The 15,365-nt window shown below is 73.6% G+C and carries 13 protein-coding genes; 3 read left to right on the forward strand and 10 right to left on the reverse strand.

What is annotated here, in order from left to right:
* Positions 1-81: 81 nt before the first annotated feature.
* The 8 genes from ACIGDI_RS03935 to ACIGDI_RS03970 all read right to left on the reverse strand — a co-directional run bounded on the left by ACIGDI_RS03935 (position 82) and on the right by ACIGDI_RS03970 (position 8,720).
* Positions 82-1,884 carry a type IV secretory system conjugative DNA transfer family protein gene (locus tag ACIGDI_RS03935; protein WP_399890049.1) on the reverse strand — a complete coding sequence of 601 codons (1,803 nt, stop codon included), beginning with the start codon at positions 1,882-1,884 and terminating at the stop codon, positions 82-84.
* Positions 1,881-3,623 carry an ATP/GTP-binding protein gene (locus ACIGDI_RS03940; RefSeq protein ID WP_399890052.1) on the reverse strand — a complete coding sequence of 581 codons (1,743 nt, stop codon included), beginning with the start codon at positions 3,621-3,623 and terminating at the stop codon, positions 1,881-1,883. Before ACIGDI_RS03940 ends, ACIGDI_RS03935 begins: the two co-directional genes overlap by 4 nt.
* Entirely contained in the window at positions 3,620-5,113 is a 1,494-nt protein-coding gene (locus tag ACIGDI_RS03945) for an SCO6880 family protein (RefSeq protein WP_399890054.1), read from the reverse strand. The genes ACIGDI_RS03940 and ACIGDI_RS03945 overlap by 4 nt, the downstream gene beginning before the upstream one ends.
* Before the next feature lie 143 nt (positions 5,114-5,256).
* Positions 5,257-6,489, reverse strand: a complete 1,233-nt coding sequence (locus tag ACIGDI_RS03950) for a hypothetical protein (RefSeq protein ID WP_399890056.1) — start codon at positions 6,487-6,489, stop codon at positions 5,257-5,259.
* Position 6,490: 1 nt separating this feature from the next.
* Positions 6,491-7,246, reverse strand: coding sequence for a hypothetical protein (locus ACIGDI_RS03955; protein WP_399890059.1), 756 nt, complete (start codon positions 7,244-7,246; stop codon positions 6,491-6,493).
* Between the two features lie 22 nt (positions 7,247-7,268).
* Positions 7,269-7,577, reverse strand: a complete 309-nt coding sequence (locus ACIGDI_RS03960; protein ID WP_399890062.1) for a hypothetical protein — start codon at positions 7,575-7,577, stop codon at positions 7,269-7,271.
* 79 nt (positions 7,578-7,656) lie between these two features.
* The gene (locus tag ACIGDI_RS03965) at positions 7,657-7,941 is read right to left on the reverse strand and encodes a hypothetical protein (RefSeq protein ID WP_399890065.1); all 285 of its coding nucleotides are present in this window, start codon (positions 7,939-7,941) and stop codon (positions 7,657-7,659) included.
* Positions 7,938-8,720, reverse strand: coding sequence for a hypothetical protein (locus ACIGDI_RS03970; RefSeq protein WP_399890068.1), 783 nt, complete (start codon positions 8,718-8,720; stop codon positions 7,938-7,940). The genes ACIGDI_RS03965 and ACIGDI_RS03970 overlap by 4 nt, the downstream gene beginning before the upstream one ends.
* A gap of 213 nt (positions 8,721-8,933) precedes the next feature.
* On the opposite strand from ACIGDI_RS03970, the gene ACIGDI_RS03975 reads away from it, so the two are divergent.
* The 3 genes from ACIGDI_RS03975 (at position 8,934) to ACIGDI_RS03985 (ending at position 11,574) form a co-directional block, all read left to right on the forward strand.
* A complete protein-coding gene (locus ACIGDI_RS03975; RefSeq protein WP_399890071.1) occupies positions 8,934-9,806 on the forward strand; it encodes a lytic transglycosylase domain-containing protein in 873 nt (290 codons plus the stop codon).
* Between the two features lie 11 nt (positions 9,807-9,817).
* Positions 9,818-10,831, forward strand: a complete 1,014-nt coding sequence (locus ACIGDI_RS03980; RefSeq protein ID WP_399890074.1) for a hypothetical protein — start codon at positions 9,818-9,820, stop codon at positions 10,829-10,831.
* A 197-nt stretch (positions 10,832-11,028) separates the two neighbouring features.
* Positions 11,029-11,574, forward strand: a complete 546-nt coding sequence (locus ACIGDI_RS03985) for a sigma-70 family RNA polymerase sigma factor (RefSeq protein WP_399890077.1) — start codon at positions 11,029-11,031, stop codon at positions 11,572-11,574.
* A gap of 11 nt (positions 11,575-11,585) precedes the next feature.
* Here ACIGDI_RS03985 and ACIGDI_RS03990 read toward each other — a convergent pair whose 3' ends face one another.
* Entirely contained in the window at positions 11,586-14,555 is a 2,970-nt protein-coding gene (locus ACIGDI_RS03990; RefSeq protein WP_399890080.1) for an AfsR/SARP family transcriptional regulator, read from the reverse strand.
* 63 nt (positions 14,556-14,618) lie between these two features.
* Complete coding sequence (locus ACIGDI_RS03995; RefSeq protein ID WP_399890083.1) at positions 14,619-15,335, reverse strand: DUF4232 domain-containing protein; 717 nt, start codon at positions 15,333-15,335, stop codon at positions 14,619-14,621.
* Positions 15,336-15,365 lie beyond the last annotated feature (30 nt).

Consider the following 15,365-nt stretch of genomic DNA (forward strand, 5'->3'; position numbering starts at 1 on the left):
TGGTTCCTGTCCTCGACGGTCGCCTTCGGCACGGCGGTGGCGGTGTCCCCCTGACACGGCCACCGCCCCCTGACGGCACCCTCACGCCGGTGTCGCGTCCCGCTCCCAGCGGCTCTTCTTCGTCAGAGGCACCCCGCCGGTCGCGCGGGCCGCGGCCCGGGCCGTGATGGCGTTCGCCTCGGCCTTCGCCTGCGCCGAGATGGCGTCGGCGCCCGGCTCCTTGTACCAGGGGCGCAGCCGGATCAGGGCGGGCCGTATGCCGGTGGCGAGCAGGAGGGCGGTGCCCTTGGGCAGGGCGCGGATCTTGTCGGGCGGCAGGATCGACTCCTGCCGGTAGGAGTACGAGCGTTGCGTGCCGTCCTTGCTGCGGGACAGGCTCGGCGTCTTCACGTCGTGCTGGCCGACCAGCGTCGAGATCTTCTGCACGAAGTCGGCGTCGTCCAGGCCCGCGCCGAGCAGCTTGACGGTCGCCGCGCTCCACAGCGCGTCCATCCCCACCTCGCCCCACACCCGGGCGCCCTGCCGGTAACTCTGCAGCAGAGTCACGACGTTGATGCCGCGGGAGCCGAAGTGCGAGTAGAGGTCGGGCAGATCGGAGATGCGACACACGTTGGCGGCCTCGTCGAGGACCGCGGTCAACGGCGGGTCGAGGCGTCCGCCCATGCGCTCCGCGGCCACCACGCCCGCCCGCATCGTCGCGTCCGCGAGGCCCGCGATGACGCCGGCCGCCGAGCCGCCGCCGTCCTTGGACAGCAGGTAGAGGGTGTCGGTGCCGACGACGTGCCGGTCCGGTCGGAACTCGGGCAGGAACGGGTCCGGGGTGACCCAGGCAAGGATCTCCGGGTCGAGGAGGCAGGACACGGTCTGCCGGGCGGTCTCGAAGATGCCGTCCCGGGTCTCCACGGCGCCGCGTACCGTGCCCTGCAACTGCTCGGCCATCGCGATCAGTCCGGCGTCGCGCAGCAGGTCGATCGGGGTACGGTCGGCGGGATCGGCGAGCCAGCCCAGCAGGTCGGTGACCGGGGCGCCACCGCGCGCCGCGGCCAGGAAGAGCGCGGTGAGCGTGTTCTGCGCGGCCGAGATCCAGAAGTCCTTCTTCGCGCTGTCGTCGTTGACGGACGCGACGAAGTGCCCGGCCAGCCGGCGGGCGCCCTCGATGGTGTGACAGTCGCCGAGCAGGTTCCACCACATGGCGCGCTCGGTGTGGGCGATGCCCTGCGGGTCGAACGTCCACACCCGGCCCGCCTTCGCGCGCTCGGCGCGGGTGACGGCGAAGACGTCGGACTTGTTGGAGGTCAGCAGGACGGCGCCCTGGGCGCGCAGGACGCGCGGGACGGCGATGCCGGTCGACTTGCCGGCCCGCGGGGCCATCAGGTCGAGCTCGACGTCCTCGTAACTGCTGCGCACCTCGGGCCCCTTGGGGTCGAGGTCGCCGAGCAGGTTGCCGGTCTCGTCGGGATGCAGTTGGTCCCGGCCCTTGAGGCCGGGGCGCAGTTCGCGGGCGCGGGCCTCGATGCCCTTGGGGCACATGCTCGCCAGCTCGCGCCAGCCGGCCAGGCCCTTGGTGCGGCCCGCCCGCGCCAGCAGCAGTCGTACGACCACGGCAGCGGGGACCGCGATCAGGGCGAGCAGGCCGGCCATCCCGCCGTAGACCGCGGCCGGCGTGGTGCCCGGCCACAGGGTCCCGGGACCGTCGCCGACGAGATGCGCGGCTGTGGAGAGGGCGAACGGCGGCGCGTCCCAGCCGTGCCCGGTGATCCCGGCGCCCAGCGTGCCGCCGGCCCAGCCGACGGTGAACACCGTGAGGGAGGCCGCGGCGACGGCCACGATCGCCCACGGGGCGAGGTCGTGGACGCCACTGGTCGAGGGCGCTCTGCCGGTCATGCGGTCCACCTCCCGGGCAGCTGCCGGGGTCCCTCCTGGGCGGCCCGTGCGACCTGAGCCGCGGTGTGCGCGAGGGCCTGTTCGATGACCGTCTCGTTGGCCGTCTCGTTGGGCGTCCAGCGGGTGTTGGTGTTGTGCAAGTGGCGTTCGGCGTCGGTGATGGCGACCTTGATGGGGATGCCGGGCCGGCCGCCGACCTTGATCAGGAAGCGGCCCCGGCCCGGCGGTTCCTCGTTCTCGCCGGAGACGCCCCAGCCGGGCGGCGAGGACCAGGACGACACCAGTTCGATCTCGCGCCGGGACAGGCCCACCACCTTGCCGAGGTCCTCCATCTCGGCCTTCGGCAGCCCCGCGCAGACCACCATCCCGGCCCGTTCGACGAAGCCGCGGGCCTTGGCGCGGTCGGAGTCGGTGCCGAGGGCCTCGGCGTCCTTGAGGGTGTGGGTGATCTTGGCGTCGCCCAGGCCCAGGGACCGGTTGAGGCGGGTCAGCGCGTCGATGCGATCGACGATGCCGGAGGCGGCCCGCAGCGGACGCCACAGTTCGTCCAGGACGGTGAAGAACCAGCGCCGGGGCGCGAGCCCCGCGTCGGCCAGGGCGTGCGAGGCGGCCACCGTGCCCAGCCCGTCCGACCAGGCGGCGAGCATCGCGGCCGCGGTCAGCTGGGTGTCGGCCTCGCCGATGCCCGAGATGTCGATGCACACCGCCGGCGCGTCCGGGTCGATCCGGGTCGACGTCTCGGAGGCGAAGGTGTCGCCCAGCGGGCCGTCCAGGATGCCGAGCAGGGAGCGGTGCAGCGGGTCGACGGCATCCCGGTAACGGGTGTCGTCCCCGCGGTCCAGGGTCACCGCCCGCACCCGGTCGGGGCCCTCGGTGAGCACCCGCAGCAGGTCCGGCAGCAGCGCCGGGCGGCCCTGCGGGGTGCGCTCGCGGAGGTGGTGCAGCACCGCGGACAGCACGGACTGCTCGTGGTCGTCCATGGGACGGCCGCGCACGATGGTCACCAGCGCCGCCACCATGTTCAGCACACGGCCGTGCGTCTCGGCCTTCAGGACCTCGCCCGCCTCGCCGCCGATCCGCGCCGCCGCCGCGCCCATCGCGCCCGGGTCCAGGACGTTGATGCCGCCCCGGCCGCGCCCGATGGAGATCACCTGGCCGCCCAGCGCGCGCACGGTGTCGGCGTAGTCGGGCTTGAGGTCACCGAGCACCAGCGGTACGACACCGGTGGCGCTGAGCCCGATCAGCATCCGGTTGACGAGCGTGGACTTGCCCAGACCGGGCATGCCGAGCATGAACAGCGACGGGTTGGAGATGTAACGGGCCCGCGTGAACCAGTTCAGCGGGTCGCCGCACACGGTGGCACCGGTGAACAGGTGCTGCCCGAGCGGCACTCCGGTCATCGGCGACCCCGAACCGGCGGCGAACGGCCACATGCCGCAGGCCTGCACGGTGGTGGCACGCCACATGGTCGGCGGATCCATGTAGCCGACCCGGCCGCCACCGGGGCCGTACCAGCCGCGCGGCGGGATGTAGAGCTCCTTGGGGCCGGCGGCCTTCTTGCCGCTGTCGCCCTTCTTGCCGCTGTCGGCCTTCTTTCCCCCCGGCTTCTTCTCCGCCCAGGACGGGTCGAGTTCCGCCAGTGACGCCGCCGGGGACGGGCCCGCAGGTGACCGCCACGCCGTCTCCTCGGCGAGCCGGTCCGCCCGCTCCGCCCTCTTCTCCTCGCTCCGGCGGCTCACAGCGCCTCCTGCAGTTCGTGCGGGATCAGGGTCTGCTCCCACGGGAGGATCCCGGCGGGCAGCGTGCAGGCGAACGCGGCCGCCTGCATCCGGTCCGCGGGCCGCATCAGCACCCGGGACGCGGCGGTCAGGTTCCGTACGGCGACCGTCGCGTCCGCCAGCTGGTCCATGTCGTCGACGGTGACCGTCAGCATCAGCGAGAACTCCACGAGGCCGGCGCCCGAAGCCTCCTCCGCCGCGGTCTGCTCGGCCGCCCGCATCTCGGAGGCCGCCCGCGCCTGCACCATCCCGCGCCCCGACGTGGCCATGAACTGGGCCGCGCGCCGGTCCGCCTCGACGATCCGCGCCGAGGTGGCCGGGTCGATGGGCCGGTAGACCAGCGCGACCCGCTTGCGGCGCGTACCGGGCGCGGCCTCCAGCAGACCCCGCAGCACCGAGGACCGCACGGTGCCGCGCGGCGCCAGCGTCAGCAGCCAGGTCCGGGACACCCCCGAGTCGTGCTGGTAGCTGCCCACGGTCTCCACGGCGGCGGCGGGCCCGGCGTCCTCCCACTCCAGGCCCGTACCGCCGTACTGGTTACGGGCGTCGAGGACGTCTGCGGCGACCGCGGGGTCGTAGGCGACCCGCACGACCTCGGCGATCCGCTCCGCCGACAGCGGGTACGCGGCACCGCCGCCGGCCGCGACGAGCCCGCTGAGCAGACCGGGGATGCGGATGGCGAGGTCGGTGATCACGTCCTCCTTGCTGCGCTTCTGGCCCGCGGGCATGCCGTAGGTGAGGGTGACGTAGGTGTGCATCTCCGAGGAGGCGGTCGGATAGCGCTCGACGACCTCCTCCATCACCGCGCGGGCCGCGGGCGGCGCGTCGGGGCGGATGCGCGGCAGCACCTCGTGGGCGAGGGTGGTGCCCGGGTCGGGCGCGGTCTCCACGATCAGGGAGGCGCCGCGCAGCCCGGGTTCGTGGGCCAGCCGGGCCAGCCACTCGCCCCACAGGGCGACCCATACGTCGACCTGGTCGGGGTCGACCAGCGAGCCGCCGTCGGGGTCGCAGCCCAGCACGATCGTGTAGAGGTTGCGCGCCGGGTGGTGCAGGACGCCGAAGGGACGGTCGTAGGCGTCCCGGCCCTCGATGGCGGCGACCTTGTTGAGCAGCCCCGGCGGGCGGAACCGGCCGCCCGGCCGCGCGGACAGCGGCCCGGAGACGTACAGGTGCGCCCCCTTGGCCTTGCGGCTGCGCCAGCCGATGCGCAGGGCGAGCAACTGGTAGACGTTGCGCCCGTCCTGGGTGCGCAGGGCCAGCGGCGTCAGGAACAGCACGACCGGGACGAGCACGGTCAGCGCCGCGTACAGCGAGATCAGTGAGGCGAGCAGGGTGACGACGAGCCCGCCGAAGACACCGAACGTACCGACGAGCCCGAGCGGTCCGAGCCCCGGCCGCCGTGGCCGGCGCCAGTTCCCGTAGGTCGGATGAGTGACGGCTTCCGTGGACATGGGGGTCCGGTTTCCCTTCGTGAGGTGATACGGCCACGGCGCTCGGCCGGGTCGGTCGCGGAGCGGGGAGGGCCGCCGGACTCTCCGGGGGGAGCGGGAGTCCGGCGGCCCGTTCAGGGGGTGGCGGGCGGGCCGCCGCCGAGTCAGCGGTGCGGGCTCGGGTTGTGGCCCTGGTCGCCGTCGGCACCGTCCAGGGCACCGGAGGCGGCTCTGCCGAGAACCTGCGCCGCGGTCACCGCCGCGGCGACCGCCACACCGGCCGGTCCTCCGGCGGCCGCCGCGGCCCGGCCGGCCCCGCTCGCCGCGCCTCCGCCGCCGGCAGCGGACCCGCCGCCACCGGCCGGGCCGTACTTGCCGCCGCCGGAGGATCCGCCCGCGCCGTTGGCGCCGGACGAACCGGAGCCGCCCGACGCGCCGGACGCGCCGCTCGGACCCGACTGGCCCCGGCTGCCGGAACCGCCCCCGGCGCCGCCGAGCGACCGGGCGCCGCTGGCCAGGCCGCCGCCCACCGACTGCATCGCCCCGGAGTACGCCGAACTGCCGCCGAGGGCCGCGGTGGCGGGCACCACGAGCTTCAGCAGCGCGGGCAGGGCGACCGCGGACAGAAGCATTACGCCGATACCGGCGATGCGTTGGTTGACGGCTGTCTCGACGGCGTCCTTGGAACCGGCCTGACCCTGGTTGATCATCGCTGATCCGGCGTAGAGCACGAGCGCCGCCGCGGGCTTGTACAGGAGCCAGGCGATCATCCAGCCGATGTGCTTGCGCCACCAGCCGGCACCCCAGTCGGTCATCGAGGCCGCCGCGGCCAGCGGGAGGGTGCCGAGGAGCAGGATCATGACGCCGAGCCTGATGTACATCAGGATCGTCTGGATGATCCCTGCGATCAGCAGCAGGAAGGCGAGGACGAGGAGCAGGAACGGCTCGATCCCGGCCTGGTCGGAGCAGTAGCCGACCGAGTTCAGCGTGCCCTGCGTGCTCTGGTTGAACAGGTGGCTGGAGTAGCTGTCCGCGACATCGGCGGCGGCCATGACGATGGTGGTGGCCGCGCCCGAGACGAGGATGACCCGCAGGATGCCCTTCAGGGCGGTCGTACCCGCGGTGCCGCGCCGTTCCACGGCCATACGGGCGGAGGCGAAGAGCAGCGAGCCGACGGCGAGGTAGACCACCAGCCACTGGGTCTGGCCGTTGACGTCCTTCGAGACGGTCGTCCCGGTCAGGGTGGGCACCCTGGTGATCAGGGCCGCGTACACGGAGACAGCGCCGTTGAGGATGGTCTTGGCGATCAGGGTGACGATGGTGCCGATGGGATCGCCGAGGAAGTCGAAGAAGCCCTTGGCGAAATCGAGGAGCGGGCTTCCGGTCGAACAGCCCATGTCACACCCCCCACAGGATGAAGCCGTTGGCGTTGCCCTGGATGGTCGTCACCTGTGAGTGCAGTGAACCGTCGGCGTTCGGCACGACCTTCCAGTCCCCGTTGCTCCAGCGCACGAGGACGGCGGTCGCCGCGTAACCCTGCCCGGTCCGGAGCAGCAGCCTGACGTTCGCCGCGTCTGCGGTGTACGAGGTCACGGAGAAACCGGCGTACGAGGCGACGGCGGTGTTACCGGCCTGCTCGGCGCTGTCCATGTCCGCGACGGTCTGGCGCTGGATGGAGAACAGGTCCCGGCCGTGCCCCGCCACGACTTGCTGCCGCGCGACGGCCCGCCAGTCGGACCCGCTCATCCGGGAGGGGATGACGGTGGCGGCCAGCACCGCGCCGATGGGCGTGTGCGCGAAGCACCAGCGCAGGGACCCCGTCGTCCGGGTGGGCCCGGCCGAGCCGGAGACCGGCACGCGCGCGATGCCGAGCGTGTGCCAGCTGATGTCCTTCGGCGCCGACTCGGGCAAGGCGTCACCCCCGCTGTCATCGGTGTGGCAGCCCAGGGGCCGGCCGCCCCGCGGGGCGGAGGTGCCGGACAGCGGGCCGTCGGAGACCGCCGCGCCCATGCGGTCGCCGCCGGTGTCGTGCTCCGAGGTCAGAGCAGTGAACCCGCCCGCCAGCACCACGACGGCGAGGAACCCCGCCGACAACTGCCAGTTGCGCTGCTTCCAGTACGGCCCGGACTCCTCGGTCCGACGCTGCCTGCGCATGAGCATCTCGACGTCCGCCGGCTCAGTTGAAGACGAAGCCGACCAGCGGCCCGGCCGTGGAGACCAGCACGCAGCCGCCCAGCACCATGCCGAGGCGGCTCATGTGCTCCGAGCTCTCGCCGCGCTTGAGGGAGACGGCCATCATCGCGCCGGTGATCAGCACGCCCAGCACACCGGCCGCGGTGCCCGCCCAGGCGACGATGCCCAGGACGGTGTTGACTTTGGCAGCCAGGTCACCGGGAGCGTTGCTCGTCGGCTGGGGCACGGTGGAGGTACCGGGCGAGGGCGCGGCGACGATGACGTTGGCGGCTTCGACAAGCAATGAGGACATTCGGATCTCCGAGGAATCGGTGCCCCGCGTGAGCGGTGGGCGAAGGGATGGCTGTCGATCGGAAAGGTGCGGGACAGGCCTACGGCCCGAGGAGGGACAGGTCGCCGAGGAACGCGACGAGCGGACCGGCAGTCGTGGCGACCAGACAGGCCAGAGCGACGTAGAAGACACCGCGGAAGTGCGCGCCACCCTCGCCCGGTTCACCTCGGTTGAGCTGGACCGCCATGTTGATGCCGACGGCCATCAGGCCGAAGACACCGGCGGCCGTGACGCACCAGGCGAGGGTGTTGATGATCGTGTGCGCGCCCTCGGGCGGGGTGTAGGTGTCGGCCAGGAACCGGGCGACGGGCAGGGCGCGGGTCATGACGCGGCCCCCTCGGCGTACAGCTCGCTTCCCACCAGCTCGGCGAGCCTGTCGAACTGCCGGGGCAGGACCTTCGGGCTGCCGCCGGTGCGCCACGCAGGTATCCACGGCACGCGTTGCACCCGGGCGGCGGAGCGCAGCACACGGAGCCGCCGCAACAGGCCGAGCGGCAGCCGGCCGGGGGCGTCGGCGACGAGCACCACGGCGAGCAACTCCAGCCCCTGCGGGGCGCGGCCGTCGTGCAGCGAGCCCAGCGCCTGGGACACCGACCGCAGTCCGCGCGCGCTGGTCCGTCCCACCAGGACGACCCGTCGCGGCTCGCCGCGGGACGGATCGGGCCAGCGTGCCCCTACGTCCACGCCGCCGAGCACCTCGACGAGCGAGGTGACCCCGGCGCCACCGTGCGCCTTGACCCAGCCGACCTCGTTCCGCGACCGGCCCCGGGCAGCCCTCGGCCGCCGGGGCTCACCCCAGGCCGGCTCGGCGGCGGGGGCGGCGGAGAGACGCCGGGTGCGGGGCTGGACGGCGGGTTGACCGCTGGCGCGGGTGGGGGCGGGGGTGGTGGCAGGAGGCGGGGCCGCCGGAGCGGCTGCCGGCTGTACGGCGGTGGTGGCCGCGGCGTGGACGGGGGCCGCGGACACGGCGGCCGGTACGGGGACCGGCGCCGGTGCGACGCCGGCGCCGTGGCCGGCGTGAGGCGGCCGCGCCGCCGGACCGGTGCCCTCGCTCTGGGGTGCGGGAGGCGGGGGAGCGGGCTGCGGGGACTTCGGCCCCCGCACCCAACCTCCCCCGCCCGACGGCGTCGCCGAAGGTGTGCCCATGTGTGCCCCGCCCCCCTCTTGCCTCGTACGTCCGCTGCTCTGACTCATTTGGTTTCCACCGTTTTGAACTTATTTGTTCTGAGGCCCGTTTCGATCTGCCGAGCCCGACGGACAGCACAACGGGCCGTCCAGGCAGAGCGGTTCAAGGCGAGGGGAAGAAGGCGGACACCCATGGGCGTGGAGACGGGCGAGAAGGGCGGCCCCGCGGCACCGGCTCAGCCGGACGAGGAGGGCGGGTCGAATGCCGTCAGGAACACGGCGATCGCGGCCGGCGGCGCGGGCTGCCTGCTGTTCCCGCTCGGCCTGGCCGGCGGAACCGTCATCGTCATCGTGTTCTGCGGCTTCGGGGTCCTGCTGGCCCCGCTGATCGCGATCTACCTGCTCTTCCACAGCATCTTCGGCGGCGGTGGCGGGGGCGGCGACCTGCCCGGCCCGAGCGACGCGAGCTCGGTGCTGGCCGTCTTCCAGGGGGACGGCCACGGCGACCTGGACACCTCCACGGTCCCCGAGGACCTGGTCGACCCCATCCAGAAGGCCGGCCAACTGTGCGGCGCCATCGGGCCGATCGTGATCGCCTCGCAGATCGAGAAGGCGTCCGGCTTCAACGCCTCCCTGGTCGGCCCCGACGGCAAGCAGGGCATCTCGCAGCTGCCGCCCGACGTCTTCACGAAGCAAGGCAAGGACGACGACGACAACGGCAAGACCTCCGCGCTGGACGCGAAGGACTCGATCATGGCCCAGGGCCGCTACATCTGCGCCATGGCCGACGAGGCCCAGAAGATGATCGACGCCAACGAGGCCACCGGCAGCGTCCTGGACCTCGCCCTCGCCGGCTACGACGTCGGCATGGACGCCGTCCGCGCGGCCAAGGGCGTGCCCAAGACGGCGGAGGCGCAGGGCTATGTCGCCGCCGTACGCGCCCAGTTCGCCAAGTACTCGGGGGTCGCCGCCATCCCGTCCGGCACGCCCACCCCCACCGGCATCCAGACCTCCCTGCCCACCGCCGTCCCCACCGAGTCCCTCACCCCCACATCCACTCCCTGAGGAGGAACGCCATGGACCGCTACGAGGTGCACATCTCCGACGAGGGACTCGCCGCGATCGACGGCGAACCCCTGGTCCCCGCGCCGGGCCAGTCCCTGCACGAGGCCGTACTGGACCGGCTGCAGCGGTACGCCGCCGAGCGCGCCGAGGCCGTCGAGGCGACCGTGAACGACAGCCCCGACACCAGCCACTTCGTCCTGGAGGTCTCCCCGGACGGCTCCAGCCGAGTCCTGACCTCCACGGGAACACCGGAGTTCGACGGCGAGACGGAGGACGAGGCCGACCCGGAGGGCGAGCCCGAGCCGGACGCCGACGTCGAACCGGAGGCGGATACCGAGTCGGAGGCCGAGCCCGTACCGGTCGCCGACCCCGCCCCCGAGCCTGAGCCCAGCCCCGAAGCCGTATCCCGGGACGACGTCGCCGATCCCACCCCCGTACCCCGCCTGCCCAAGCCGCCCACCGCCCTGGGCTCGGCCGTGGCGACCGCCGTCGCCCGTGCCACCGCCGCCGCGCGGGCGGCAGCCGAGGGCCGGGCGGCCGCCCCGAACCTGGCCACCCCCTCCCTGCCCACCGTCGTGCTTCCCGCCGACCTCGCCGGACCCGTCGGTCGTATCCACGCTCTCGCGACCGTCGGCCGGCTGGAGGAGGCGCACCTGCTGGCGAACCGGCTGCGCGAGAGCCTCACCGAGGAGGCGGGTGCCGAGGATCCGCGCGCGGTGGAGGCGCGGGCGGTGGAGGCCTACGTCGCCCATCTGCGCGGCGACCACAGGGAGGCCACCGTGCTGGCCCTGGCCGTGGCGAGGATCCGGTGCCGGACCGGGGACCGGCGGGCGGCCGAGGAGGTGGCCCGGGCGGCGGCCGCCTGGCAGCGGATCGACGACGACCGCGCCGCCGTGGCGCACGGCCGCGAACTGCTGCACATGTGGGACCGGTTGCACCTGCGCGGGCTGCTGGCGTCCGAGGACGCGGAGCTCGCCGACCGGGTCCGCCGACGCGTCGACGCGTTGGAGTCCGCCTACGTCTGAACCACGCCCCCGCCCGCCGTTGACGGCCGTGAGCTGCGCGTATATCGATCCGTCCACCGTGTGGACCGATCGTCAATCGCCATGTGGCCCGCTCGTCGAACGGATGTGCATCGCCCGTCGCAACACTCCGAGCTCCAGGCGGCCTTCGCCCCCGTCCGCGGACCGGGGCAGGCCGCCCCGAGGAGCAGGAGCACACCATGAACGTGACGGTCATCGGATCCGCGAGCGCGGTCTCCCCGGAGGAACGGGCGCTGCGGGACCTCTACCTGGAACACGGCCCGGCGCTCTACTCGTACGTGCTGCGCATGCTGGGCGGAGACACCCACCGCACGGAGGACATCCTCCAGGAGACCCTGCTGCGCTGCTGGAACAAGCAGACCCTCGCGGACAGCGAAGGCATGGCCGTACGGCCATGGATGTTCCGGGTCGCCCGCAACCTCGTCATCGACGCGCACCGCACGCGCACGGCGCGGCCGACGGAGATCAGCGGCAACTCCTGGCTGAGCGACATGTGCGCCGAGGCGGACGACATCGAACGGATGCTGTCGTCGATCGTGGTGCAGGACGCCCTGCGGTCGCTGACGCCTGCCCACCGCGAGGCGCTGCGCGCGACGATCTTCGCGGACCGCACCACGCAGCAGGCGGCCGAGGCGCTGGGCGTCCCGCAGGGCACGGTGAAGTCGCGGGTCTACTACGCCCTGCGCAGTCTGAAGGCGGCGCTGGAGGACAGCGGCGTGCGGTGAACGCCCGCCCCTCAGACGGCCGTTCCCCCCGGCGCCGGTTCGGCCGGTTCGGCCGGCTCGCCCCATTCGCCCAGCTCGCGCAGTTCACGCCGTACCTCGTCCGCCTCCGCGTGGCCGAGTTCCTCCAGCAGGGCCAGCGCGGCCCGGCGTGCCGCGCGGGCGGCGTCGCGGTCGCCGGTGGCGAGATGGGCGTCGCCGAGGTGACGCAGCACGTCGGACTCGAGGTAGCGGTCGCCGATCCCGTGGAACAGCCGCGCCGACCTCTCGAAGTGCCCGATGGCCTCCGCGTGGTGGGCGAGATGGTGCAGGGCGTAGCCGAGCGTGTCCTGCGTCGAGGCCTCGCCGTAGGGGTCGCCGAGCTGCTGGTAGAACAGGACGGCCTCCTCGCAGCGTTCGAGGGCTTTCTCGTGCTCTCCCAGCAGGATGTACGTCCACGCGACCTGGTTGAGCACACCGGCCTCGCCGCTGCGGTCGTCCTCGGACCGGTACAGCTCGATGGCCCGCGCGTAGTGGTCGAGCGCGGCGGGGCGGCGGTCCGTGCGGTTGCACAGGTAGGCGAGGCCGCGGTGCACCCGGGCCTGGCCACTGGCGTGGTCCGCGGACCGGAACAGTTCCAGCGCGTCCTCGAGGTACCGCTGGGCCTGCGCGGCGTGGTTGAGCTGGGAGTGCGCGACGCCGAGCCCGCACAGCGAGTACGCCTCGCCGGTCACGGAACCGAGCGTGCGGGCCGACCGCAGCGCCGCGCCGTTGATCTCCAGGAGGTCGTGCCAGTAGCCGAGCCGGTTGAAGTAGACGTCCAGGGCCGCCGCGGTACGCCACGCGTGCGTGTCGAACCCGTGCGTGGCGGCGTGCGCGACGATCTCGCGCAGCACGTACCGCTCCGTGCGCAGCCACGCGGTCGCCGCCGCACGGTCGTTGAACCGCAGCGGCGTGGCGTCCGTTGTGCTCGCCGGGAGGGGGATGGTCTCCCGGAAGGGGTCGAGGACCATGGAGGCGTCGTGCGCGGTGAACAGGAAGTGATCGTGCATCCGCAGCAGCGCCGCCCCGCACACCTCCGCGCCGTCCTCGGCCTCGGTGAGCTCCGCCGCGTAGGCGCGCAGCAGGTCGTGGAAGACGTACCGGCCCGGGGCGCGTTCGATGAGCAGGCTGGCCCCGGTCAGCTCGGTCAGCGGGGTACGGACCCGGCGGCGGTCCACGCCGGCCAGCGCGGCGGCCGCGGCGACGGTGATGTCCGGGCCGGGGTGCAGGGCGAGCCGCCGGAAGAGGCCGGCCGCCTCCGGCGACAGGGCGTGGTACGACCAGGAGAAGACGGCGCGGGCGTCGGTGCCGGCGTCGCCGCCGGCGAAGGCGTCCAGACTGCCGTGGTCCTGGCGGAGCTCCTCGGCGATGCCGGCGAGCCGGAAGCCGGGGTTGAGGGCGGCCCGTGCCGCCACGATCGACAGGGCCAGGGGCAGCCCGGCGCACAGGGCGACGATGGCCCGGGCGGCCTCCGGTTCGGCGTCGACACGGGCGTCGCCCAGCCGTCGGGCGAGCAGTTCGAGGGACTCCTCGGCGGACAGCGGGTTCAGCGCGAGCGGGTGGGCGCCGTGCCGGGCGACCAGGCCGCTGAGCCGGCTGCGGCTGGTGACGATGACGAGGCAGCCGGGGGCGGCGGGCAGCAGCGGCGTCACCTGCTCGCTGTCGCCGGCGTTGTCCAGCACGATCAGCACGCGCCGGTCGGCGAGGACACCGCGGTAGAGCGCGGCCCGCGCCTCCAGCTCCTCCGGTACCGCCTGCTGGGCGACACCGAGCGCGACGAGGAACGTCTCGATCGCGTCGCCGGGGCTCATCCGCGAGCCGGAGGGGTCGTAGCCGCGCAGGTTGACGTAGAGGCTGCCGTCGGGGAAGCGGTGGGCGATCCGGTGCGCCCAGTGCACGGCGAGGGTCGTCTTGCCCGCGCCGGCCATTCCGCTGATCAGGCCGATCACGCTGGTCTGCGGATGCCCCCGGTCGGGCAGCAGCGCGGCGGCTCCGTCCAGTTGGGCGCGGCGGCCGGTGAACGTCGCGAGGTCGGTGGGGAGTTGGGACGGTCGTACGGCGCTCACCGGAAGACCGGGACCGTCCTGCCCTGCACCGGTCCCGTCCGCGAGCCCATCCCCGTCGCCGTCGCGGCCTTCGTCGACCACGTCGAACCGGTCGTCTGTGTCCGTCGTCTCCGGTGGCCCGGAACCGCTGTTCGCGAGGAGCTCGGCACGCACGGCGAGCAGCGACGGGCCGGGTTCGATGCCGAGTTCGTCGACGAGGGTGCGCCGGGTGCGGTCGTACACGGCGAGGGCCTCCGCCCGGCGTCCGCCGCGGTACAGGGCGAGGACGAGGAGTTCGCACAGCGCCTCCCGCAGGGGGTGCGCCTCGTACAGGGCGGCCAGTTCGGGCAGCACCCGGGCGTGCTGCCCGAGGTCGAGCTCGACGCGCAGCCGCGACTCCAGGGCGGCCAGCCGCCGTTCCTCCAAGTGGCGCCGCTCGGCCTCGGCGCGCGGTCCGGGCACCCCGGCCAGTGCGGTGCCCTGCCACAGATCCAGCGCATCGCGCAGCAGTTCCACGGCGGCCGGGTCGTCGCCCTCGGCGTGCCGCGCCCCGGCCCGGGCGACGAGGTCCTCGAACCGGTCGAGGTCGCTGACGACGGCGTCGGTGCACAGGGCGTACCCGTCGCCCAGGGACACCACGAGCCGTGGTGACCCGGCCGCGGGCCGTTCGGGTTCGAGGAGTCTGCGCAGCCGGGAGACATAGGTGCGCAGCACGGAGACGGCGGCCGTCGGCGGGTCGGCGCCCCATATCCCGTCCACGAGTTCGCCGACGCCGACCGCCCGGCCCCGGCGCAGCAGCAACAGTGCGAGGACGGCCCGCTGCTGAGGGGGGCCGAGCGTCAGCTCCGCCCCCTGCCGCCAGGCGCGCAGCGGACCCAGCAGAGAGAACCGGAACGACACCATTGCACTTGTGTCCACGCCGGGGACAGTAGCCGCAGAAACCGCGGCTCGTACCTTCGAACAGCTATTCCCGGACAGCCGTCATGACAGCGCCGCCCCGGACACCGCCGTGGCCGTCACCGTGTTGTCGCACTCGGCGAACACCCCGTCGTCCAGGGCGACCTGGTGGGAGCCGGCACCCGGCAGGCCGATCACCATCGTCGGGTACGTCGTCGGTGTGGCTCCGGACTTGCAGTAGCCGTCGGCCTCGCCCTGGACCTGGACGAAGGTCAGCTTGAGCCAGGCCTTGCCGCCGGGGGCCAGCTTGACCTGGGTGGCCGTGCCGGTGGGCGTCACCTTCAGCGGGGCGTTGTGCTGCGGGGAGCCGTTGCCGGCGCCGGCCACGGTGGGGTGACCCTGCAGGACGCAGGTCTGCTTGGAGGTGTTGGTGAACTCGAAGACCGCCGCGCCGGTTCCGGTGCCGACGGGCCGGTTGGCGGCCTGGTGGGCGGTGACGTCCAGGGCGGTCGCCGCACAGGTCTTCACGGCCGTACCGGAACCGCCGCCGGAGCCCGAACCGGAACCGGAGCTGGAGTGCGAGGCGGGCGAGGCGGTCGCGGGCGGCGCCGACGGGGCGGAGCTCGGAGCCGAGGAGGCCGGCGTGGGGGAGGAGGGAGCGGACGCCGAGGCGCTGGGCGTCGGCGAGGAGCCGCCGGTGCCGGAGGCCGAGTCGCTCGACTGGCAGGCGGTCACCGCCAGCGCCGCGGAGAGCGCGGCGACCGCCAGCGCGGCCTTGCGGACAGTGTTGACGTGATGCATGAGGTCCCCCGAAGTCGGTTCGCACGAGCC

The organism is Streptomyces sp. NPDC085900 (assembly GCF_044540925.1).
Classification (GTDB): domain Bacteria; phylum Actinomycetota; class Actinomycetes; order Streptomycetales; family Streptomycetaceae; genus Streptomyces; species Streptomyces gilvifuscus.